Origin of the sequence: Psychrobacter fjordensis (assembly GCF_904845995.1) — a bacterium.
In the GTDB taxonomy this organism is placed as follows: Bacteria; Pseudomonadota; Gammaproteobacteria; order Pseudomonadales; family Moraxellaceae; genus Psychrobacter; species Psychrobacter fjordensis.
This window is the reverse complement of the sequence record NZ_CAJGYP010000002.1, coordinates 223220-247067: the sequence shown is the minus strand read 5'-3', so window position 1 is coordinate 247067 and position 23848 is coordinate 223220. Positions and strand designations below refer to the sequence as shown.

Sequence of the window (23848 nt, the reverse complement as noted above, 5' to 3'; positions counted from 1 at the left end):
GTTGAGAGTGTTATTTGTACTACAGACAAGCTATAAACGCTAACCTAAAGTTGGCATCGAAAACTGCTTATCTTCTCGTATTGCTGCGCTAGGCCAGCGTTGAGTAATCGTTTTTCGGCGAGTGAAAAATCTAACGCCATCTGGGCCGTACATAAATAAATCTCCAAATAATGAGCGCTTCCAACCACCAAAGCTTTGAGAAGCGACAGGCACTGGTAATGGAATATTAACGCCAACCATACCCACCTGAATATTATCAACGAAGTAACGTGCCGCCTCCCCATCTCGGGTATAGATACACGTGCCATTGCCGTATTCATGTTCATTTATGAGCTGTATCGCCTCTTCCATTGTCTGCACACGCATCACCTGAAGCACTGGTCCAAAAATCTCTGCTTCGTAACTGTCCATCTCTTTTGTCACATTGTCTATTAGAGTTGGACCCACAAAGAAACCTTGCTCATGACCTGTCGGTGCTGCACCAGAGCCATCAATTATGACGTTGGCTCCTTGGTCAGTAGCACTTTTGATATGCTCTAAAATTTTAGATTTGTGCGCACCAGTAATGACAGGACCAAAATCATTTTCTTTGTCAGAATAAGCACCTAATTTCAACTGCTGTATGGCTGGCTGTAAGGCTTCAACCATTTTATCAGCTTTATCATCACCGACTGCGACCGCAACAGATAGCGCCATACAGCGCTCACCTGACGAACCAAATGCAGCGCCTAGTAGCGAAGTAACCACATTGTCTAAGTCTGCATCTGGCATCACGATTGCATGGTTTTTTGCGCCGCCTAATGCTTGACATCTTTTGCCTTGAGCCGTGGCTGTCGTATAAATATACTCTGCAATTGGTGTAGAGCCCACGAAACTTATGGCTTCAACATCTGAATGATGCAAAAGCGCATCAACGGCCTCTTTGCCACCATTGACCACGTTCAACACACCATCAGGCAATCCTGCTTCTTTCATCAATTTTGCAATAAACATGGCGGCACTAGGATCACGTTCAGATGGCTTTAGAATAAACGTGTTTCCGCAGACGATAGCCATAGGGAACATCCAAAGAGGAACCATCACAGGAAAGTTAAATGGGGTAATTCCAGCCACTACGCCTAGAGGATGAAACTCACTCCAAGAGTCAATATCTGGGCCAGCATTACGACTGTGCTCACCTTTTAATAACTCTGGTGCACCGCAAGCATATTCAACATTCTCGATACCGCGCTGTAGCTCACCAGCGGCATCATGTGAAATTTTCCCATGCTCTTCACCGATTAGTCGACAGATCTCATCAGCATTTTGTTCTAATAATTCTTTGAATTTGAACATGACTCTAGCGCGTTTCATCGGTGGAGTTTTACGCCATGCTGGAAAAGCGGCCTTTGCTGCAACGACGGCTTCATCAATCGTTTTAGCACCACCTAACGTAACTTGCTTACTCACTTCACCCGTAGAAGGGTTATAAATAGGCTGAGTTTGACCGTCTTCAGTAATCGTATGACCGTTAATAAAATGTCCGATAGTTTGCATAATATATTCCTTTTATAGCATTGAGTTGATAAGTGGATTAAAAGTAAAATTTCCGTTTATTAGCTTGGTAAAACACCATCCGATGCGCTTTCTGTCCATAGCAACGCATAAAGTTGCAGCATTTCCTCTAAGCTAGGTATCCGAGGATTGTTGTTAGGCGAGCCTGAGCCAAACGCTTGGTCACACATCGTATTGACTAGCTCATCAAAGTCTGTTTTTTGGACCCCAAATTGCGCCAATGTAGGCACCTTAAGCTCGGTATTCAAATCCTTTAAGTACGCAATCAGCTTTATATTTGCTTGGTTGTCTGTATCGTGGAGTTCAGCAACACCTAGTGCACGGGCACAGTCTGCATAGCGATCTGGAGTACTTGATATACCAAACTCAGTAATCGTTGGTAATAACATCGCATTTGATAAACCGTGTGGTACATGAAAGAACGCGCCAATTGGCCGACTCATGCCATGTACTAAGGCCACTGATGAGTTGTTAAATGCAATGCCCGCTAACGTAGAGCCCAACATCATCGCTTCACGTGCCGTTTCGTCCTTACCATCGTGATAGGCTTTTTGTAAATTGGGTCCAATCAAACGTAATGCCGCTAAAGCTTGCTGGTCACTATAAGCATTACGTTTTTGACTAACATAAGCCTCGATAGCATGTGTCATCGCATCAATGCCCGTATCGGCAGTAGTGCGAGGGGGGACGGTCATCGTGAGACTATAGTCAATAATCGCTGCGACTGGCATGAACCCCATACCGACACACAATAACTTTTCGTTATTGGCCTCATCAGTGATGATAGTAAACTTGGTAACCTCTGACCCTGTTCCTGCGGTAGTAGGAATGGCAACAATAGGCAAGCCAGCTTCCTTCACTTGACGAGGAAATTTGTAGTCATTAATGACACCACCAAATTTACCCAAAATCGAAATGGCTTTTGCACTATCTATAGGACTGCCGCCGCCCAAAGCAATTAACCCATCATATTCTTGATGTCGTACTTGCTGCACACCTGACTCAATAGAGCTTTCAGTTGGTTCTGGCATAGTATCCGAGAATACATCAGCCGTGATATCAACCTCTTTCAAAATGGCTTGTAGTTTCTTTACATAGCCGAGTTTCACCATCATTTCATCTGTGATAATGAGTGGCTTTTTTATACCCAAGCTATCTAATATTGTCGGTAGCTTTTGACACGCATCACGCCCGACCTCCATTATTCTTGGGAGAAGAATACTATGTGACATATTTACCTATCCTTGTGTTGATCACGATGTTTTTCATACTGTGTGTTTAATATTTTGTGTTTAATCCTGTGCTAAAAAGAACCCATTAACGTGCCTAAAGTTATGACAGCTATAAGTGCTAGCACAGGTACGGCAACAGCCACCACAAAAATATCTTTATAAGATTCTTTGTGCGTGAGCTGACAAATTACCAATAACGTTATCACTGCGCCATTATGAGGAAGCGCATCCAAACCACCTGATGCGATAGACGCTACGCGATGCATTAACTCGGGATTGATGCCAAATTGAGAAGCCAATTGAAGATAATTGTCTCCCATAGTATTGAGGGCGATACTTAGTCCACCTGATGCAGAGCCAGTAATACCTGCCATCACATTGACGAACACAGCTTCTGAAATCAGTGGATTGCCTGGAGATAAGCCTAATAAAAATTCTTTTACAATGATAAATCCTGTCAAAGTAGCGATTACCGATCCATAACCAACTTCAGAGGCTGTATTAAAGATAGGCAGCAGTGAACCAAGCGCACCTTCGCTAAGAGATTCTTTTAAGTTTTTCCAACGTTTCCAATTCAGCAGAATCATCGACCCACAAGATACAACTAAAGCAATGACGATAGCCCAAATACCGAGTACTTTAGCCAGTGGCACAGCACCGAACGCTTCACTCGCCAAATAGCTGTTATCCATGCTAGGTAATAGCCATTTCGTACAAATAAAGTTAATCAATATAACTAAGATAATGGGTAACAATGCCACCAGTAATGAAGGCTTAGCGCTACGATCGGTGACAACTAACTTATCGTTATGGTGCTCACCATAACCCTCCCCTGCATTGAAAGCTTTTTTAGCACGATAATTAAGCCAAACCATGCCACCTACTAGCATAATCAAGCCCGCGATAGCACCAAGACCAGGGGCTGCAAAAGAATCCGTTTTGAAAAATGGCATGGGAATAGCGTTTTGAATGGCAGGTGTACCTGGTAACGCCGTCATCGTAAAAGTCAAAGCACCTAGCGCGATTGCACCAGGAATCAATCTTTTTGGAATATTTAATTCACGAAATAGAGCAGCAGCGATTGGGTATACCGCAAAACCTACTACAAACAACGACACCCCACCGTACGTCAAAATGGCACAAGCCATGACAATAGACAGAACCGCTTGTTTTTTGCCAAGTTTGGCAACCAATGATTCGGATATGCTCAATGCCGATCCTGAATCATCCATCAATTTACCGAATATAGCCCCTAATAGAAAAAGCGGGAAAAAACTGATGATATATCCGCCCAACCCTTTCATAAATACTTGGGTATAGACGCCTAGCATCGTACTGGCCTCACCACTCAACAGCACAGCCAGCATTGCTAATAACGGGGCTAACAAAATGACGCTATGACCACGGTAAGCCAAATACATCAGCAACCCTAGCGACAGCAAAATGGGGAATAAACTTATCATGTGCACTCCTTGTGCGATAACTACATCAAATCCATTTGTTAAAAAATCACATAACGATAGAAAATTTATCGTTTTAAGAAAATAACAGAATATTTTTATAATAACAAGCCTCAAACGGACAAATATTATCGTTATAATGCCTAGAGAGATTTAATGTCATCTGGTTAGGAGGCTACAAAGCCATGGTTAATACTAAAAAGAAGGGCTCTAGTGTTGAGCGGGTTTTGCAGATTGTAGAAATTCTAGCAAGATCGCAAAGACCGATGAGTGTGAGCGACTTAGCGGACACATTGGATGTGCCTATACCTAGTATGTATAGATTATTAGATCAACTACAAAATATTGGGTTCGTACAACTCGACTTACCCGGAAAGGTAACGTCTGGAAAAAGAACCTATAAGCTCGCGATGGATTTGTTGCAGAATAATCATTTCAAGATCGAAAGACTTGCGATATTGCAGCAACTATCATCACAAATAGGGGAAACTGTCGGTATTGCCATTATGCAAGACCTAGATGTTGTCTATATCGATAGGGTTTTGTCTGATTGGCCACTTCAAATATACCTACCCGTTGGGACTCATGTGCCCATTTGGGCAAGTGCTAGTGGTAAATTATTCCTATCACAGCTATCCAATGCAAAATGCGAACGTATCATCGATAAAATTTCTATACATGCATTAACCACCAATACTCAGACGGATAAAAAACGTTTGATGCAGACCATTGCTGAGACTCGAGATACTAGAATAGGCATAGATAATGAAGAGTTTATTCCAGGCATGGTCGCCTGTGCTGTACTCATTCCTAATGATGAAAATAAAGCGTTTGCGACAGTATTTACCCACGGCCCGACAGTAAGAAAAACTTTGGAAGAATTGCTGGAGTACGTACCTCTGATGCGTGAGGCCGCTTTGGAGCTAGCAGTGACTTTTAATCAGGATTATAAATAAGCTTATGAACAAGTGAGCTTAATATCCTATTGACACTGATAGGCATAATAAATAGGAAAAAGAGGAAGTATCTGGGAGACACTTTCTCGAGTACAAGGTGAAATATTATGCTAGAGAAACCACAACAAGTTTATTAATTAACCTTTATTAATTTAGCGTTTATAACGTAGATTACACACATTGATTCATGATTTTCTCAGACAGCCCATAGCATACCTCTCGACTCTCAGCCTCTAACACAATACTTAGATAATGCACATTATCATCCATCTAATAGTTGATTAAGTTAGAGCCTATACCGACCAAGTTACCTGTCTTTAATCCTAGAATATGAGGATGAGAACGCATAAGCTTATTAGTATTGAGCACTCTTTTGCCATTGAATTCAAAATATTTCAACGAACAAAAAGCAGCTATTGCCCCATACTGGCTGATAAATACTTTGGCAAGCTTACTCATGTCTTGAGCCGTCGTATAAGCCTTTCTGTCAAGACCTGAACAACTGGTCCAATGACTGCCTTTTAAACCAAGAAAATATGACTGACGAACCATTTGTGTGACGAAAGTCTGCTCAGTACCAGAGTGCCAACAGGCTAAGGCAAATGCTGCTTCATTAGAGCTAGCGATTAAAGCAGACTCAATAAGTACTATTAACGGTATTTGTTCGCCTTTTTGATAAAACTGATAGTACTCACTACTACCCTTTAATAAGCTAACCGGCATCTCTACCGTAGTCGTGACAGAATCAATCTTATTCTCCATCACTTTATCCCAGACCAATATAACCGTCATTAATTTAGCCAATGATGCCATCATTTTTGGTATTACTGCCTTGTTTTCTATGATAAGACGCTGATCGGTTATCTCATTATTTCTTAATTTAAAACTCTCAACCAATATGGCGGCGTCAGTAACAAAATTATCCATGGCAGTGCCTCCTATATTGTTGGCTCTGACTTCTAATTATATTGAGAATATTTTAACCCTCTATGAATAGCTTATTGAGCCCAATGCCATTAGAGGCTTTAATAAAAACATGGTCATAATCTTTAAGAAACTCATGCAATTGTAAGCTTAAGGCTTGTACGTTTTCAAAGTGATAAAGTGTTATGTCTAGACTTTTAAGCTTATCAAGCAATACTTTGCTTTGACTCCCGACTAAAATCAAAGCTCTGAAATTCATCCTCTCAATGATAGGAGCCAGCTGTAAATGGTACTTACTACTGTCACCCCCTAGCTCCAACATATCACCCAAAATCAATACTTTTTGATGGGTAGGTTCCTGTAACTGTTCAAAGGTTTCGAGTGCTGCCTGCATAGATAATGGATTTGCATTATAAGCTTCATCATAAAGTGTAATTGGTCGGTTTTGATAAGTCGTTTCAAGTACTTGCCCTCGCCCAGTTACGGCTTTAAAACTCTCTAATCGAGTAATGGCGTCACGGATAGGTAAATTATTATGGTTGACCACGGCCAAAATAGCCATCGCATTTAGCACCATGTGCTGACCACGAGCCTGTAAATTCAGCAGATAAGTCTGACCATCAACTGCTATCTGTGCTTGTGCCTCTTTTTGATTATAACTAAGTAGCTTAATTGTCGCATCATCATGTTCACCATAGCTGACCACATGAATACCCCATGTGGTTGCCAAACGCTCAATCAAATCATACTGCTCAATATCTCGGCAAACAATGGCAAGAGAACCTGGCGCCATACCCTCAAAAATACGTGATTTTTTGAGAGCAATAGTCTCAACATTATGATGATACTCAAGATGTGCGGGTGCAATATTAGTAATGAGCGCTATATCAGGGCGGACTAAATTGGTATTGGCAGACATAGAGCCAATCGCCATCTCTAATACCCAACAGTTTATAGAATGAGGCATAGAAGCCAAATTCCATGCAATACCTACCGGTAGATTTGCACTATATTGAGTGTAGCTCGCACCGCCGAAACCATTCAGTACATGTGCCAGCATATGCACCGTTGTGGTCTTCCCAGCGCTACCAGTAATACCAATCACTTGACCATCAAAGACTTGGCGAGCATATCGTCCAATCGCAATAGTCGCTTGACGTATATCGCGCACGTACAGCACAGGAATACTTGAGTTTTTGTATGCTATAACGTCATCAGTGATAATGGCAGAAGCGCCTTTTTTCACTAAAGACTCAATCGACTTTTCAGATAAATAGCCTACCGCCATATTTTTTCTTCGAGCCACGATTAACTGACCTGATTCAAAACTGGGTGGCCAAATGCATAATCCTGTTGCAGACCAATCTACTGGCGGTGTGACCAGCCACTTCCCCTTAGTGGCAAGGACCAGAGAATTGGCGGTTAACACAGGTTGTTTCAAATGCTGACTATCGGATTTTACTGGCTGATTTTTGTCTTCGTTATCTGTATGGATTACATTATGAGTTGGTAGATACTTCTTTGCGGCTAGCTTTGGGTAATTAGCCGTTTTTAAAAAATCAAAGTAACCAATAAGCCCTGATAAATAATGCTCTACGTCATCAATTCGCACTCTAAACGAGTGATGACGGATAAAAAACCCATATAAAATCGTTTGCGGTGACTTATAAAACATGGCCATTTCTGGAAAGAAAAAACCATTTATAAGATGGTTAGCACGCGCATGCAATGCCTGATAAAACCCTTGAACATCAAAACCCGCTAACACATCATGAAACTCAGGATGTTCATCTAGCTTTAATAGCATTTTATGGAACGCCATGGATAGCTCAAGCAATGTCGGAAAAGTAGTGATACGGTTTTTGATAAAGTCGGTATAGCCTGCAATATTATTGACCGCAAACTGAAAATACTTTTTTTCAGGCTTATAAATGATCAGCTCGTTTGTGCAATAAGACAGCCAATGATCATGCGCTTGATGATGCTTGGCTTCAATAAAATAGTCAAAAGCACGAGTGACACAGTCAAGCCAACGCGTATCTTTGGTCAAACCATATAAACGCATCATTGCAAATGCTGCCTCCCCATCATAATAAATGATGCGGTTTTTCGCTTTTAGCGTTAAGTCTTTGCTATGTAGGACATGTACAAAGCTGCCATCGTTTTGTTGCATCGCGATGATGCCTAGCGCTAATTGCTCTGCCAACGCATGATAATCATCTGCTTTTGGTGTGTCTCTAAAGACTTGTAGATATTTAACGATTGCTAATATCGTAACAGCATTTGCGCCTAATTTAATCTCTCCGCCAGTATCAATCACATATGCTTTGTCATCATAGATCTGAATAAGCTTATCAATCAAGTAGTTCATGGCATTATCAATACCTACTTTCGTATTAGCCAAAGCAAGCTTAGCCTCATCGTTGCGGTAGGCGTCAAAACTATGACAAGCTTCATAGCCTTCTATCAGTGCATAGGTACTACTGGCATGACGCAAGCTATTATAAGTATTTATCGTGCGGCCAAAACAAGGAAAATACCCATAGATATACTGGCCAGAAGACTGTACCTGTCTGGCTAAGTAATTCGTAGCCTGCTTAATGATAGGCTGAGTGGTATTAGCCGATAGTGGCAACAACTTGCGGTGACCCTTAAAGCGTGGCTGTGTATCAGGTGATGGTACTCACCTGTGTGCTCATCAATAAACACACCCGCCGTATTAAAACTAATAATGGGCAAGTAATCGCTAAAATCTGGAATTTGGCTACTGCCATGGCGCGCTTTTAGATACACGTTCAGGTTATTAGTATTAACCCCTGCATGAGAGACCGTGTTACCCATATAAAGGCAGGCATTAGCATTCAACTCCATTTCGGTGAGTAGCAGCCAAGGCTCTCGCACTCCTGTAAATGCAATGCCTGATCGGTAATAATTACGCTTAAAGCCTTTTAGACTTTGCTGAAAATCTGACCAAGTAGTAAGTGAGGCTTTATTGATCCACTCAAACCTTAGCCAAGCGATAGGAGCATCAAATTTTTCTGATAACGTATCTACCTTTGCCATTATCACCGGGGATATTTTTTCAAAATTAGAGAAATTACTAGTGTTATCTACTTCCTTTAGTTTCACTAAATCATCAATAACAAAAGTGACTACTTTGGCTTTTTTATGACTATCAGAGACTGACAAGATGAAGGTGAAAGGCAACGTATCTACTGCAGCATCTTGAAAATTCCTAGTGCTATTTTCAGTATTTACTTGGGTAATATGTGTTTGTACCCAGTGTTCGTAAATGGCTGGTAAGTTATTTTTTAAGTGAGTAATTAGGCCATTCATACTGGTGGTTTCGCTCATTTTTTATTGTCCTTTATTATTCACTATTTTTAGTATTTTGGGCACTATCCTATAGACCCTTAAGGCTTATTAACTATAGCTCAAAACGGTTATGTATACCTTGTAAAAAACGCCCCCAGTTTGGGAGCGTTTTAACGTTTGCATTACGATTAGCCGATACTAAGTAACTGATAAGGCTTAAATAACTCAGACAACTGATATCACTTAAATAACATTGGTGATATCAACATCAATATTGACCTGTGTAGCCGAGTCAGTGCTCAACGCCCACACGTTATATTGTTGTCCATCAGCATCGGATGCCGTGGTTTGAGTATTTACCCACGTTGCTGTATTACCAGATCTATCTGTATCACTGAGATCAGTACCAATATTACCTAAATCTACGGTATCATCGCTATCGCCTTTGATATAGATAGGATCAGAGGTTGTAATATCAGCTGCTTGTACGGTTAACGTATTAGCACCAATACCGCTGAGGTCTATGACATCAACTTCAAAGATGTCAGATAAGCTGATGGTTTGATCTTCGCTGTCAAAGCTTAGAACATCAAGCCCTTCGCTTGAGACAGTCAATGATGTATCAGGAATATCTATAGAAGTTGCATCATCAGCAAGTGTAAAGCTACTGGCACTTACGCGACCTGCAGATGCCCCATCACTATTAATAGCTATACTTAGTGCAGCCGTATCGGTATTACCATTACCATCATTGATGGTATAGTCAAAATCGTCTGTTTGACCGATCACACTATTATTTTTAAACGGTGTATAAGTATAATCGCCATTAGAACCAATAACCAAAGTACCATAATCACCATCAATAGTTGTAGAACCATTAATAGGATCGCCATTGACAGCAGTTACTGTTATTGACTGCCCGATACCGTCATCATTGTCAATAACGTTACCAAGGACAGAGTCTCCAGTCACAGTATAATCTGTCAGTGTGCTCGCTGTTGCTCCAATACTTATGCTTGCCAAAGCGCCAAGATTTAAGAGTCCATCATTAGCCGCAGGATTAGTAGCAACGATAAAATATTTCGCACCTTTAGCACCGCCAGTGAAAGTATCAAGTGTCAATGCATCGGCACTCCAACCACCAAGCAGCCCTGCAATTCCTGGGCTGTATTCTAGAAAGTCCTCTTTCAGTTGAACCAGTTCAGCCAGATCACTGCCATCCTCTTGGCGATAAATCTCAAGATCGAAATTATTGTTACCACCAAGGACAGCACTGAGGCTCAAAAGTTGACCTCCACTTCCATCTAAGGTGATCACTTGTGTGTTACCAGCTTCTACACTTACCTCAAATACGTTGTTTTCTTCAAGTAAATCAACGTCAACCAGACCACTAAGAACACCGATACCTAATAGACTATTAACATCTCCATTAAGACCAGCTGTAGATGTTGATACAGTTGATGTTACCTCTAGCTCAGCAAGATTTTGATCATCAACGGCGACTGGTGAAGTTGTATCTACTGTTACCGTCACAGCAGGTGCGTTACCGCTCACATTGTTCACCGCATCTTTGATGTTGTAGCTTAGCTCATACTCAGCATCATCTAAAGGCGTTTGCGGCGTTAAAGTATAGCTGCCATCGGCGTTTTCAGTGATCACTGCATCAACTACGATACCATTTATCACTAACTGCAGTGTTTCACCGTCACTAAGTACACCAGCAGCAATTTCCAGACTTGGTGTATTGTCATTTGTGGTGCCATCATCTGCAATGACTTCTGAAGGTGTTAGTACACCACCGCTGCCGTCATTGACTACGTTGTCTGTAATAATCGCTGCTGTGGCTGGTGCCTCAGGGGCCGTAGAGCTGATATTAATCACCAGTTTAGCGGTATCACTGTTACCCGCTGCACCATTAGAGATAGTGTATTCAAATACCTCTGTTTTACCTGACGATGCATAGTCACCATTGGCCGTGTAGATATAGCCACCAAGCTCATTGATGATTAGGATGCCGTACTGGCCCTGTATGGTAAATACATTAAGACCCTCAAGGATTTCAGATGTCGGCTCTAACAGAGTATTGTCACTATTGATATCAGTTAGCTTAGTATTAGCGGTAATTATGTCTTCACCCAACTCATCCGCTACTGATCCATCAGGATTAATCACATTACCTGTGATTACTACATTTGAGTCAAAAGAATACTCCGTTAATGTGGTGGTCACATCAGTGCTTTCAAGCAATGTTAGAGTATTGCTAAGCAATGCCTCTGCAACCGCATCCAATACTGGGTCAAGCACACCTGCAAGTAAGCCACCTACTAGTGCATTTTCTTGAAGTACAGCAATTAACTCATCAACACTCAGCTCACCAGTTAGCTCTAATGCACTTTCAAGGATACCTCGTACAGTGCTGCCTAATAGTAAAATAGGAGAGCTTGTATTGAGTGAGGTCTCCACTGCACTCAATACAGCATCTTGGTTGTCGGGCCCTAACACCACACCCGCATCGCCTAGCTCTGCTAATGTAAGATCATTGACTAAAGTTTCTAAGGCACTGCGATCATTACGCACAACTACTGTGTAGTTATCTGGCTCTAAACCAGATACGGTTGCGGTCAATGTATCATTACCAGTGACGCCCAATATATCTAGACCAATTAAATCACCTACTAACGGATTACCACCTGTAGTACCAACATAAACAAGGTCACCATTGCTATTGTAGACTTCTATATTAACCGCATCTGCCACTGCGACTAGGGCTACCTGTTGAATATCAATGCTGACCGTACCACTCGCACCTTCACTTACCGTAAAGCCAACAATACCATCTGCGTTGACAGCCCTTGCAACAATGCTATTGCTTTGCACTATGCTGCTTCTCCCAGTGATTCCATTTCCTTCAGTAATACCCAATACGGTGACACTATCATCAGTCACTGATGGATAATTGGTGACTTTTACTTCACCTAAATCTAAATCATCTGTGTCATCTTGAGCGATGATGACAGTGGTATCAACTGTCACGCTAACAGCAGGAGCATCATCACTCTCGTTATTTGCAGCATCTATGATGTTATAGCTTAACTCATGCTCACCATCAGTCAACGGCGTGGTTGGTGTTAAGGTAACGCTACCATCATCATTGGTCACGGCATCTGATGCTACCACCTCTCCGTCGATAACCAGTTGCGGCGTGCCATTAGCCACTTGATCGACAGGAACAATCACACTTGGGGTATTATCATTCGTGACGCCACCATCGGCAATGGTCTCTACAGGGTCAAGCACATCACCGCTGCCGTCATTGGCGACGTTGTCGGTGACAACGGGGGCATCAGTTGGCGCATCTGGTGCGGTGGTGTCAGGCAAAATGCCAGGCGCGGTCCCAGTGGTTGGCGCACTGTCTAAGTCTCCGTCTGTGGCGTTGACCACGGGCGCCGCTAAGGTGCCACCCGCATTCACGGTGTCTGCACCCGCTTGGGTCAAGGTAATCTCACCTGTTGCTGGATCAATGGCGTAGTTCACTGCTGAGTCAGCATCCAGCTCGTAAGTGACCGCATCGCCGTCTGGATCGGTTGAGCCACTGGCGGTGGCCACCGCATCACCCGCTGCTGCCTGACCCAACTCAAAGTTCGCTGAGTCTGAGACGCTTGGGGCTGTTGGGGCAGCATTCACTTCATTGACGATGCCAGGCGCGGTCCCAGTGGTTGGCGCACTGTCTAAGTCTCCGTCTGTGGCGTTGACCACGGGCTGCCGCTAAGGGGCACGGTGTCTGCACCCGCTTGGGTCAAGGTGATGACACCTGTTGCTGGATCAATGGCGTAGTTCACTGCTGAGTCAGCATCCAGCTCGTAAGTGACCGCATCGCCGTCTGGATCGGTTGCGCCACTGGCGGTGGCCACCGCATCACCCGCTGCTGCCTGACCCAACTCTAAATTCGCTGAGTCTGACACGCTTGGGGCTGTTGGGGCAGCATTCACTTCATTGACGATGCCAGGCGCGGTCCCGGTGGTTGGCGCACTGTCTAAGTCTCCGTCTGTGGCGTTGACCACGGGCTGCCGCTAAAGTGCCCCCGCATTCACGGTGTCTGCACCCGCTTGGGTCAAGGTGATGACACCTGTTGCTGGATCAATGGCGTAGTTCACTGCTGAGTCAGCATCCAGCTCGTAAGTGACCGCATCGCCGTCTGGATCGGTTGAGCCACTGGCGGTGGCCACCGCATCACCCGCTGCTGCCTGACCCAACTCTAAATTCGCTGAGTCTGACACGCTTGGGGCTGTTGGGGCAGCATTCACTTCATTGACGATGCCAGGCGCGGTCCCAGTGGTTGGCGCACTGTCTAGTCTCCGTCTGTGGCGTTGACCACGGGCTGCCGTATAAAGTGCCACCCGCATTCACGGTGTCTGCACCCGCTTGGGTCAAGGTGATGACACCTGTTGCTGGATCAATGGCGTAGTTCACTGCTGAGTCAGCATCCAGCTCGTAAGTGACCGCATCGCCGTCTGGATCGGTTGAGCCACTGGCGGTGGCCACCGCATCACCCGCTGCTGCCTGACCCAACTCTAAATTCGCTGAGTCTGACACGCTTGGGGCTGTTGGGGCAGCATTCACTTCATTGACGATGCCAGGCGCGGTCCCAGTGGTTGGCGCACTGTCTAAGTCTCCGTCTGTGGCGTTGACCACGGGCTGCCGCTTCCCGCATTCACGGTGTCTGCACCCGCTTGGGTCAAGGTGATGACACCTGTTGCTGGATCAATGGCGTAGTTCACTGCTGAGTCAGCATCCAGCTCGTAAGTGACCGCATCGCCGTCTGGATCGGTTGAGCCACTGGCGGTGGCCACCGCATCACCCGCTGCTGCCTGACCCAACTCTAAATTCGCTGAGTCTGACACGCTTGGGGCTGTTGGGGCAGCATTCACTTCATTGACGATGCCAGGCGCGGTCCCAGTGGTTGGCGCACTGTCTAAGTCTCCGTCTGTGGCATTGACCACGGGCGCCGCTAAGGTGCCACCCGCATTCACGGTGTCTGCACCCGCTTGGGTCAAGGTAATCTCACCTGTTGCTGGATCAATGGCGTAGTTCACTGCTGAGTCAGCATCCAGCTCGTAAGTGACCGCATCGCCGTCTGGATCGGTTGAGCCACTGGCGGTGGCCACCGCATCACCCGCTGCTGCCTGACCCAACTCTAAATTCGCTGAGTCTGACACGCTTGGGGCTGTTGGGGCAGCATTCACTTCATTGACGATGCCAGGCGCGGTCCCAGTGGTTGGCGCACTGTCTAAGTCTCCGTCTGTGGCGTTGACCACGGGCGCCGCTAAGGTGCCACCCGCATTCACGGTGTCTGCACCCGCTTGGGTCAAGGTAATCTCACCTGTTGCTGGATCAATGGCGTAGTTCACTGCTGAGTCAGCATCCAGCTCGTAAGTGACCGCATCGCCGTCTGGATCGGTTGAGCCACTGGCGGTGGCCACCGCATCACCCGCTGCTGCCTGACCCAACTCTAAATTCGCTGAGTCTGACACGCTTGGGGCTGTTGGGGCAGCATTCACTTCATTGACGATGCCAGGCGCGGTCCCAGTGGTTGGCGCACTGTCTAAGTCTCCGTCTGTGGCGTTGACCACGGGCTGCCGCTAAGGCACCCGCATTCACGGTGTCTGCACCCGCTTGGGTCAAGGTGATGACACCTGTTGCTGGATCAATGGCGTAGTTCACTGCTGAGTCAGCATCCAGCTCGTAAGTGACCGCATCGCCGTCTGGATCGGTTGAGCCACTGGCGGTGGCCACCGCATCACCCGCTGCTGCCTGACCCAACTCTAAATTCGCTGAGTCTGACACGCTTGGGGCTGTTGGGGCAGCATTCACTTCATTGACGATGCCAGGCGCGGTCCCAGTGGTTGGCGCACTGTCTAAGTCTCCGTCTGTGGCGTTGACCACGGGCGCCGCTAAGGTGCCACCCGCATTCACGGTGTCTGCACCCGCTTGGGTCAAGGTGATGACACCTGTTGCTGGATCAATGGCGTAGTTCACTGCTGAGTCAGCATCCAGCTCGTAAGTGACCGCATCGCCGTCTGGATCGGTTGAGCCACTGGCGGTGGCCACCGCATCACCCGCTGCTGCCTGACCCAACTCTAAATTCGCTGAGTCTGACACGCTTGGGGCTGTTGGGGCAGCATTCACTTCATTGACGATGCCAGGCGCGGTCCCAGTGGTTGGCGCACTGTCTAAGTCTCCGTCTGTGGCATTGACCACGGGCTGCCGCTCAGCCCCCGCATTCACGGTGTCTGCACCCGCTTGGGTCAAGGTAATCTCACCTGTTGCTGGATCAATGGCGTAGTTCACTGCTGAGTCAGCATCCAGCTCGTAAGTGACCGCATCGCCGTCTGGATCGGTTGAGCCACTGGCGGTGGCCACCGCATCACCCGCTGCTGCCTGACCCAACTCTAAATTCGCTGAGTCTGACACGCTTGGGGCTGTTGGGGCAGCATTCACTTCATTGACGATGCCAGGCGCGGTCCCAGTGGTTGGCGCACTGTCTAAGTCTCCGTCTGTGGCGTTGACCACGGGCGCCGCTACTGCCCGCATTCACGGTGTCTGCACCCGCTTGGGTCAAGGTAATCTCACCTGTTGCTGGATCAATGGCGTAGTTCACTGCTGAGTCAGCATCCAGCTCGTAAGTGACCGCATCGCCGTCTGGATCGGTTGAGCCACTGGCGGTGGCCACCGCATCACCCGCTGCTGCCTGACCCAACTCTAAATTCGCTGAGTCTGACACGCTTGGGGCTGTTGGGGCAGCATTCACTTCATTGACGATGCCAGGCGCGGTCCCAGTGGTTGGCGCACTGTCTAAGTCTCCGTCTGTGGCGTTGACCACGGCTGCCGCTAATCGTCTACCCGCATTCACGGTATCTGCACCCGCTTGGGTCAAGGTGATGACACCTGTTGCTGGATCAATGGCGTAGTTCACTGCTGAGTCAGCATCCAGCTCGTAAGTGACCGCATCGCCGTCTGGATCGGTTGAGCCACTGGCGGTGGCCACCGCATCACCCGCTGCTGCCTGACCCAACTCTAAATTCGCTGAGTCTGACACGCTTGGGGCTGTTGGGGCAGCATTCACTTCATTGACGATGCCAGGCGCGGTCCCAGTGGTTGGCGCACTGTCTAAGTCTCCGTCTGTGGCATTGACCACGGGCGCCGCTAAGGTGCCACCCGCATTCACGGTGTCTGCACCCGCTTGGGTCAAGGTGATGACACCTGTTGCTGGATCAATGGCGTAGTTCACTGCTGAGTCAGCATCCAGCTCGTAAGTGACCGCATCGCCGTCTGGATCGGTTGAGCCACTGGCGGTGGCCACCGCATCACCCGCTGCTGCCTGACCCAACTCTAAATTCGCTGAGTCTGACACGCTTGGGGCTGTTGGGGCTTCGTCTGCATCAGCATCAGCATCAGCATCAGCATCAGCATCGGCGTCAGCGTCTGCATCAGCATCAGCATCAGCATCAGCATCAGCATCAGCATCAGCATCAGCATCAGCATCAGCATCAGCATCAGCATCAGCATCAGCATCAGCATCAGCATCGGCGTCAGCATCAGCATCAGCATCGGCATCGGCATCAGCATCAGCATCAGCATCAGCATCAGCATCAGCATCAGCATCAGCATCAGCATCAGCATCAGCATCGGCATCGGCATCGGCATCGGCATCGGCGTCAGCATCGGCGTCTGCGTCGGCATCGGCGTCGGCATCAGCATCAGCATCAGCATCGGCATCGGCATCGGCGTCTGCGTCTGCGTCGGCATCAGCATCAGCATCAGCATCAGCATCGGCGTCTGCGTCGGCATCGGCATCAGCATCGGCATCGGCATCGGCATCGGCGTCTGCGTCTGCGTCGGCATCAGCATCAGCATCGGCATCGGCATCGGCGTCTGCGTCTGCGTCGGCATCAGCATCAGCATCAGCATCAGCGTCTGCGTCTGCGTCGGCATCAGCATCAGCGTCAGCGTCAGCGTCAGCGTCAGCGTCAGCGTCAGCGTCAGCGTCAGCGTCAGCGTCAGCGTCAGCGTCAGCGTCAGCGTCAGCGTCAGCGTCAGCGTCAGCGTCAGCGTCATCTATTTCTGGTGCAATGATGCTAGTTGAATTGCTCTCATTACCAGCAGCATCAGTAACCGTTGCTGTCACTGTTTCGCCATCAATTAATGGTGCTTCGCTAGTATCAATGACATAGTTACCATTGTTGTCTACTTCAGCAGTGTAATCAGGTACACCATCACCATTAGTATCAATTTTAATCGTCGAATTAGGCTCGCCTACTCCAACAATCTCATTACCGTTTTCATTAATTTCAATAGTTGGCGCATCTGGCACCATCGTATCCAAACTGATATCTTTGGTCGCAGGGGCACTAACGTTACCAGCAGGGTCAGTTGCTGTTACCGTTAGTTGCTCTGCGCCTTCACTCATTGCAGTGACGTCTGTTTGAGTCACAGCCACACTCCACGTGCCATCTGTACCAACGGTCACTGGCGACCCGATTTGATCACCTGCTTCATTGGTTAAGGTGATGGTGTCGCCTGCAGTACCAGTGCCTGTGATGGTGAAGCCAGCTGTCGCTTCAGCACCATTGACGATGTCGTCGCCTGTGATCGCATCAATGATTGGCGCAGCTGGTGCCGTAGTGTCGCCATTATCAGAACCACCGCCAGAAAGTGCCGCACCTGCTAATCCAAGACCTGCCAATCCAGCTAGCCAAGGAAGAGCATTAAAAGCTGCGGTCGCACCTACCCACCAAGGTGTAGCATATTCCTCTCCACCCAACGCTTGCCCCTGTACTTCACCCAGTTGTAACTCAGTGACAAAATCTGTTACTTCTCCAGTATTGGGAATGTAGTAATAATAGTTACCATCTTCAGCGATACCGGTGAGTGCACTATCGATACCATCATAAAACCCTTCCATGATAAGTTCAGAATTTTCGCTACTCTCTTCAAAAGAAACGTGAAGGTCGTTATTCACCCGCTTAGTGACAATATGATGTGGAGCATAGCCCGTTGATTCATCAAGAAGTTCGTAGTTCACTTTATCGACAGCTTTTATTATTGTAGGTTTGCCGTCCTGTGTAATAACTTTGTGCTCAGAAATAGTTTTTACTGTGTCATTTACTTTTACAACTATGGTATTCATAACATCATCCTTAATTAACTCTAAGTCAATAAATATCAATATAAAATTAGGAGTTAGTTTAATTAATCCGCTTAAACAAATATATAAATATCGCTATGCGCTTTTTGATTTATTACTCTTTATATCGATAAAATATCCTTTATATTCGTTATATTCACTAAAGTGGTTTTATCGTACTTCTTTTAAGAAATATCGTTAAATAAAGATTTTTATTCTCAAAAAAATTTAAATAGACTGTTTTTTTAGCTTTTTATTTAAATTATTACAATCTGATGGCACTCGACTGATTTGATGATTTTGACGAGTACTGGTCTTCATTAATAGCAATGCTTCATCAGCGGGTACCTGTTGAATAACAGGGCTACCTTCTTTTGATGAAGCAATTTGTAGATAAGTCGTCGTTTGAGGGCTAAGTTGATACTGTTTAGAGTAAGTAGTAATTTTGCCAGTTTTTTCGTTTACTACTTTGGCATTGATAAGTTGTAATCCGTTACAGACTCTAATATCTGAATAGTGTCCGTTTGTCAGGCTCGTCTGGAACGCACTACTAGGGCCCATGCCTACATTGATATTACGTGGATTAATACTACTTGATGGGGCAGCATTATTGGCATTACGGAAGAATACGATTCTACTTTCCATTTCTTGTAAGGAGTCATCAGGCATAACTTTAAACACTTCATGATTTTTTGCCCAATTGGTCTTGATTTTGCTATCAGAGAGAGTTGATCGCTGATTCTCTTTTATGGTCTGACAGCCTGTTACGCTCATAGCTACAAACAATGTAGCCGATAATAATATTTTTCTTTCCATAGTACTTTCTCCTTTTAAAAAACAACCTAATAAATGATAATTAATCTTATTTCCTGCACATCCAATAGACTTATATAAAAAATTATTATAGTTATTTCGCTAATGCATAAACATTACTAACGCAACATTGCATTTATTCAAAAATATACATAAAAATTAACTTTATTAAGCTAAATAAACCACAAAAAAACATCTTATATATAAATATATAATAGAGCTGCAATAAAGACAACGTCTGTCATAGGATTAATTATTACATTTATTTTCATCGACTATTATTAATATTTATTTTTCATTAAAATTAATTTGAATGATTGCTCAAAATCAATTTTTACTAGAAAAATATTTTTCTATTCATAACAAATCACGATAAATTTTTTTAAAAAGTACTGGCGTTTTCTATACCACAGACTTTGGTCATCATTAGTTACCACGATATAATCCAATTCAGAGCGTTTCTGTACAAGAAATTCTAGTTTGAATACTATATGTGCAGCATACTAAGCGAATAGATACCTGTAATAAGCTTATAAAGGCCTTATCATTAATACCGATATAAAGAACTCCTACAGTCCACCCTATACGAGTTATAGTCAGCGAACTTCTAAACCGCTACGGCGTTACCCTCCTTAGATGTACTACTTGTACAATCTGCAATCGGCTGCCTTGTAGCCATTTTAGAGTTCTTTGACTATAGATAAGGTTTCAGGCTTTCTTAGCCTATTATTTATCTTACTTACCTTCGCCTTTCTTGTATTTCAATCAAATTGAACGAACTGTAAACTTTAATGAATTAATATAAGGAACGAATCAACATCAGAAAAGATGTCTTAGGAGGTTTTGAATACAAAAAAAAGCTACGATACACGTTGGCATCGTAGCTTTTAGATGAGACAAGTATTTTATTAGATTAAGATTTATCTATAACGGCTCTTAGCGCTCGCCTAAGCCCTCTGAGAACGTCTTGGTAATGGGTTTGGTCAGATAAGACAATACAGAACGCTCTTGCGCTTTGATATCAACGGAAGCCGTCATACCTGGTTTAATCACAATTTCTTCACGGCGACCGGCAAACTCAGCACCTGTGATTTTTATCTGCACGCGATAATAAGGCTCTTCCCCTTTAGGCGTCTGCTCCATTAGAGTATCAGGACTGATATAGATCACATTACCATTCATTGCACCAAAGATAGAATAATCATAAGCGTCTAACTTGACACTAGCAGCCTGTTGCTCTTTAACATAAGCAATGTCTGCCGGACTGACCTTTGCCTCAACGATAAGATCACTACTGGTTGGTAGTATCTCCATGATAATCTCACCGGGCTTCACAACACCACCAATAGTGGTAATAAGAATATTATTGACCTTACCATCTGTAGGAGCGAATAGGTTTTTCTCTTCTAGTACTTGTGAATGATCGCGCAACTGCTCAAGCTCAACATCCAGCTCTTCTTGCGACTTAGTCATCTCTGACTGCGCTTCCTCAAAGTACTTATTACGCTTGTTTGTAATCTGCGCCTGAATCTCAGCAACTTGCCGGCGCAACTTAATCACATCGGCTTGACTGACATCACCATAAGCTAACAACGGCTCATTCATACTCAGTTCTTGTTGTGCCAGTACCATCATTCTCTGTAATGAGTTAACATCTTGATCAATCGCTTGGCGACGACGATTATATAGCTGCGTTTGGTTTTCGATATATTCGCTATAATTTTTGATACCCTCTGGGAAAACCAGTGGTCGTTCAAATATTTCAGCTTCTAATCGTGCTATTTTCGCTTTTAATGCAGCTATTTTTGATCCTGAGTTGGCCACTGCTGCTTGTGCGCGCTCTTCTTCTAGTCTGACTAGCAGCTGACCTTTCTCAACTTCTTCGCCTTCTTTGACTAATATGTCAGTCAGCACGCCACCTTCAGCTGCTTGAATGTCTTGCGTACGAGCGCTAGCAATGACCGTAGCAGAAGCTCTGGTTACTTGATCGATTTGAGCAAAGTATGCCCAGACAATCAACACCAAAATTCCGAGTAAAGCGCCCCAAATAATAATGCGTGTGCGCCCAACTTTTGGATCATGAGTTTTATGCTGATAGTTATTCATGGTCGTTTCCTAGATTGTCGCTGTTATCGCTATTGTCATTACTATTCGTTGACGTCTTTTTATTACTGATGACCGTCACTTTAGGGTTACTCACTTTAATGGAAGTTTTATTTGCTTTTTGTTGTGTATCGTTACCTTGTAATTTTTCTAACACTTGTGCTTTGGGGCCATCCATAACGATTTGTTGATTGTCCATAATAATGATGCGATCAACCAACTGCAGAAGAGGCATTTTATGTGTAGCAACAATCAAAGTCTGCTCATCTCTAAACTCTTTTTTAAGGACATCAATACACTGCAACTCTTGGCGATTGTCCATCGATGCGGTTGGTTCATCCATGAGTAGTATAGAAGGCTTGGTTAATAGTAGACGAGTAAAGGCAACCAATTGCTTTTGCCCACCTGACAGTCCTTTACCACCTTCACTAATCGGCAAATCCAAACCGCTAGAGTGGCTGGCCACGAGTTTTATCAAACCCGTTTTGATAAGAGCATCACGCATGACATCATCGCTAGGTGCAGGCAGTCCAATCAACAGGTTTTCGCGCAATGTGCCTTCAAATAGCCTGTGGTCTTGTTGTAGATAACCTAACTGCTCACTCATTGACTCACGACTAATCTGCTGGATATCCAGACCATCTAACAATATACGACCTTGCGTTGGCGCATATAACCCTGATAGCACTTTGAGCAGCGTTGATTTACCAGAACCAATTGGCCCCAGTACCGCAATTCGCTCGCCTGCTTTTACATTAAGCTTATTGATAGCCAGTGCTGGTTGGTCATTGTTTTGATAGTTAAAGGTGACTTTATCTAGAATAAAGTTACCAGCAATCCGGCTAGGTGACAGTGGATGACTGACACCATGGTTGTCCTGCTGCAGTGAAAACAGTTGCTCAATATTAAGCTTAGCTGCTTTAGCATGTGAAGCTTGCACTAACAATCCTGGAATGCTCATGACCGGTGCTAAAATACGCCCGCCCAAAATAGAACACGCTATCAAGCCACCCATCGTCATGTCACCAGACATCACCACAAATGAGCCAACAATGACGATGCCGACATAACTGGTCTGCTGAATCATCTGCGATAAATAACTGAGATTATCGTTAGCATGCTTCATATCTAGATCGTTTTTGGTCGTGATATTCATCACATCTAGCCAGCGCGACAGAAACTTCCAATTACCTGCGCCTGCCTTAATGGTCTCGACACCTTCTACCGTCTCAACCAAAATACCTGTCTTACGATAAGAGGCTGATGCGCCAATCGATGCGATATTGTCGATTTTTTTGCGGGCACTCAAACCCAATATAATGGCTATTATTGCCGCTATGATAGGCACCAAAGCTACTAATGGATTACCGATCACGACAATCAAAGACACAAAAATAATGGACATCGGTATATCAACGAGACCAAACAAAGTACTGGCGGTATAAAACCCTCGGACTTGTTCGTAGCCACGAAGCTGCGCCGCCATCGAGCCGACCGATCCTGGCATCTGATCAATACGTACATTTAATAAGCGCTGAAATACCTCACGTGACAAGTACTGATCAAGATTGACCACCACTTTATCCATAATCTTTGAGCGTGCAAACTTCATAAACGTTTCGAATAAGATGACCAGTCCTACACCGCTTGCCAAGATAATTAGGGTGTACTCACTACGCGTCGGAATCACTCGGTCATAGACCTGCATGGAAAACAGCGACACAGCGAGCGCCAGCATGTTAATCAAAAATGAGGCGACCACTGCTTCGACGATGATACCGCGGTAGTTTTTGAGGTCTTTTTTGAGTAGCTGATCAAATGAAGATTGCTTGCGTTTGCTAGGCTCTTCCTCTAAACGAACCCGCAACGAATGCACAAAATCAGTCCCTGAATGTGCGGTAACATTATCAAACTGCTTAAAATCCCATTTTCCTTGCGGATTAAGTTGCTGAATGATACCCCAACCTTGTGTAGGATGCAGGGCCAATAATGGCAAAAACGCGGCGTCGGGTACGGGTAGAGACTCAGGTAATTGCTCAATACCTAACTGTCCTAATACTTGAATAATGTCTGAAAGCGTTGATATACTTGGCTGCTGATAGATAACACCCTGCAATCTGACATTATCGATAGGATAACCTTGCTCTGTTAGCAAGGTACGTAATGCGTCTGCCAACGATAATGCATGTGTATCTAGAGGATCATTGGGCGTTGTTATCGATAGTTGTGTTGTAGCATCTGCCATCAGCTCACTATCCGATGTTTTGTCATTAGAGGCTGGAACCGGTGTGCTCATGATAAATATAT

17 protein-coding genes are annotated in these 23848 nt (G+C 45.1%); 1 reads left to right on the top strand and 16 read right to left on the bottom strand.

Annotated elements, in window-relative coordinates; translation table 11 throughout:
- Positions 1–39: 39 nt before the first annotated feature.
- The 3 genes from JMW61_RS09635 to JMW61_RS09625 all read right to left on the bottom strand — a co-directional run bounded on the left by JMW61_RS09635 (position 40) and on the right by JMW61_RS09625 (position 4249).
- Positions 40–1536 (bottom strand): CoA-acylating methylmalonate-semialdehyde dehydrogenase, encoded by a 1497-nt coding sequence (locus JMW61_RS09635; protein WP_201550854.1) that lies wholly within the window; start codon positions 1534–1536, stop codon positions 40–42.
- A gap of 59 nt (positions 1537–1595) precedes the next feature.
- Positions 1596–2786 carry an iron-containing alcohol dehydrogenase gene (locus tag JMW61_RS09630; protein WP_201550851.1) on the bottom strand — a complete coding sequence of 397 codons (1191 nt, stop codon included), beginning with the start codon at positions 2784–2786 and terminating at the stop codon, positions 1596–1598.
- A gap of 71 nt (positions 2787–2857) precedes the next feature.
- Positions 2858–4249 (bottom strand): GntP family permease, encoded by a 1392-nt coding sequence (locus JMW61_RS09625; RefSeq protein ID WP_201550849.1) that lies wholly within the window; start codon positions 4247–4249, stop codon positions 2858–2860.
- A gap of 182 nt (positions 4250–4431) precedes the next feature.
- Between JMW61_RS09625 and JMW61_RS09620 the strand changes: the two genes are divergently transcribed.
- Positions 4432–5202, top strand: coding sequence for an IclR family transcriptional regulator (locus JMW61_RS09620; protein WP_201550847.1), 771 nt, complete (start codon positions 4432–4434; stop codon positions 5200–5202).
- Between the two features lie 270 nt (positions 5203–5472).
- On the opposite strand, the gene JMW61_RS09615 is transcribed toward JMW61_RS09620, so the two are convergent.
- From JMW61_RS09615 to JMW61_RS09555, 13 genes are all read right to left on the bottom strand, one after another.
- A complete protein-coding gene (locus JMW61_RS09615) occupies positions 5473–6129 on the bottom strand; it encodes a D-alanyl-D-alanine carboxypeptidase family protein (protein WP_201550845.1) in 657 nt (218 codons plus the stop codon).
- A gap of 52 nt (positions 6130–6181) precedes the next feature.
- Positions 6182–8764, bottom strand: a complete 2583-nt coding sequence (locus tag JMW61_RS09610; protein WP_201550843.1) for a UDP-N-acetylmuramoyl-tripeptide--D-alanyl-D-alanine ligase — start codon at positions 8762–8764, stop codon at positions 6182–6184.
- The gene (locus JMW61_RS09605; protein ID WP_201550840.1) at positions 8704–9480 is read right to left on the bottom strand and encodes a hypothetical protein; all 777 of its coding nucleotides are present in this window, start codon (positions 9478–9480) and stop codon (positions 8704–8706) included. Before JMW61_RS09605 ends, JMW61_RS09610 begins: the two co-directional genes overlap by 61 nt.
- A 204-nt stretch (positions 9481–9684) precedes the next feature.
- Entirely contained in the window at positions 9685–13197 is a 3513-nt protein-coding gene (locus JMW61_RS09600) for a beta strand repeat-containing protein (protein ID WP_201550838.1), read from the bottom strand.
- Positions 13170–13502, bottom strand: coding sequence for a cadherin repeat domain-containing protein (locus tag JMW61_RS09595; protein ID WP_201550836.1), 333 nt, complete (start codon positions 13500–13502; stop codon positions 13170–13172). Before JMW61_RS09595 ends, JMW61_RS09600 begins: the two co-directional genes overlap by 28 nt.
- Positions 13503–13511: 9 nt before the next feature.
- Entirely contained in the window at positions 13512–13745 is a 234-nt protein-coding gene (locus JMW61_RS09590) for a cadherin repeat domain-containing protein (RefSeq protein ID WP_201550834.1), read from the bottom strand.
- A gap of 1 nt (position 13746) precedes the next feature.
- The gene (locus JMW61_RS09585) at positions 13747–14133 is read right to left on the bottom strand and encodes a cadherin repeat domain-containing protein (protein ID WP_201550832.1); all 387 of its coding nucleotides are present in this window, start codon (positions 14131–14133) and stop codon (positions 13747–13749) included.
- The gene (locus tag JMW61_RS09580) at positions 14106–15071 is read right to left on the bottom strand and encodes a hypothetical protein (RefSeq protein WP_201550830.1); all 966 of its coding nucleotides are present in this window, start codon (positions 15069–15071) and stop codon (positions 14106–14108) included. Before JMW61_RS09580 ends, JMW61_RS09585 begins: the two co-directional genes overlap by 28 nt.
- Positions 15001–16032 carry a hypothetical protein gene (locus tag JMW61_RS09575; RefSeq protein WP_201550828.1) on the bottom strand — a complete coding sequence of 344 codons (1032 nt, stop codon included), beginning with the start codon at positions 16030–16032 and terminating at the stop codon, positions 15001–15003. The genes JMW61_RS09580 and JMW61_RS09575 overlap by 71 nt, the downstream gene beginning before the upstream one ends.
- A complete protein-coding gene (locus tag JMW61_RS09570) occupies positions 15941–18628 on the bottom strand; it encodes an Ig-like domain-containing protein (RefSeq protein ID WP_201550826.1) in 2688 nt (895 codons plus the stop codon). The genes JMW61_RS09575 and JMW61_RS09570 overlap by 92 nt, the downstream gene beginning before the upstream one ends.
- A 225-nt stretch (positions 18629–18853) precedes the next feature.
- A complete protein-coding gene (locus JMW61_RS09565; RefSeq protein WP_201550824.1) occupies positions 18854–19441 on the bottom strand; it encodes a hypothetical protein in 588 nt (195 codons plus the stop codon).
- 933 nt (positions 19442–20374) lie between these two features.
- Positions 20375–21544 carry an HlyD family efflux transporter periplasmic adaptor subunit gene (locus JMW61_RS09560; protein WP_110924439.1) on the bottom strand — a complete coding sequence of 390 codons (1170 nt, stop codon included), beginning with the start codon at positions 21542–21544 and terminating at the stop codon, positions 20375–20377.
- Positions 21537–23837: a type I secretion system permease/ATPase gene (locus JMW61_RS09555; protein ID WP_201550822.1), complete on the bottom strand. Its 2301-nt coding sequence runs from the start codon at positions 23835–23837 to the stop codon at positions 21537–21539. The genes JMW61_RS09560 and JMW61_RS09555 overlap by 8 nt, the downstream gene beginning before the upstream one ends.
- Positions 23838–23848: the final 11 nt, after the last annotated feature.

Coding starts and splice junctions, on each gene's coding strand:
- JMW61_RS09630 (WP_201550851.1), bottom strand. CDS start 2,786: ATGTCACATAGTATTCTTCTCCCAAGAATAATGGAGGTCGGGCGTGAT.
- JMW61_RS09625 (WP_201550849.1), bottom strand. CDS start 4,249: ATGATAAGTTTATTCCCCATTTTGCTGTCGCTAGGGTTGCTGATGTAT.
- JMW61_RS09570 (WP_201550826.1), bottom strand. CDS start 18,628: ATGAATACCATAGTTGTAAAAGTAAATGACACAGTAAAAACTATTTCT.
- JMW61_RS09615 (WP_201550845.1), bottom strand. CDS start 6,129: ATGGATAATTTTGTTACTGACGCCGCCATATTGGTTGAGAGTTTTAAA.
- JMW61_RS09605 (WP_201550840.1), bottom strand. CDS start 9,480: ATGAGCGAAACCACCAGTATGAATGGCCTAATTACTCACTTAAAAAAT.
- JMW61_RS09555 (WP_201550822.1), bottom strand. CDS start 23,837: ATGAGCACACCGGTTCCAGCCTCTAATGACAAAACATCGGATAGTGAG.
- JMW61_RS09575 (WP_201550828.1), bottom strand. CDS start 16,032: ATGCGGGCAGTAGCGGCGCCCGTGGTCAACGCCACAGACGGAGACTTA.
- JMW61_RS09635 (WP_201550854.1), bottom strand. CDS start 1,536: ATGCAAACTATCGGACATTTTATTAACGGTCATACGATTACTGAAGAC.
- JMW61_RS09565 (WP_201550824.1), bottom strand. CDS start 19,441: ATGGAAAGAAAAATATTATTATCGGCTACATTGTTTGTAGCTATGAGC.
- JMW61_RS09560 (WP_110924439.1), bottom strand. CDS start 21,544: ATGAATAACTATCAGCATAAAACTCATGATCCAAAAGTTGGGCGCACA.
- JMW61_RS09620 (WP_201550847.1), top strand. CDS start 4,432: ATGGTTAATACTAAAAAGAAGGGCTCTAGTGTTGAGCGGGTTTTGCAG.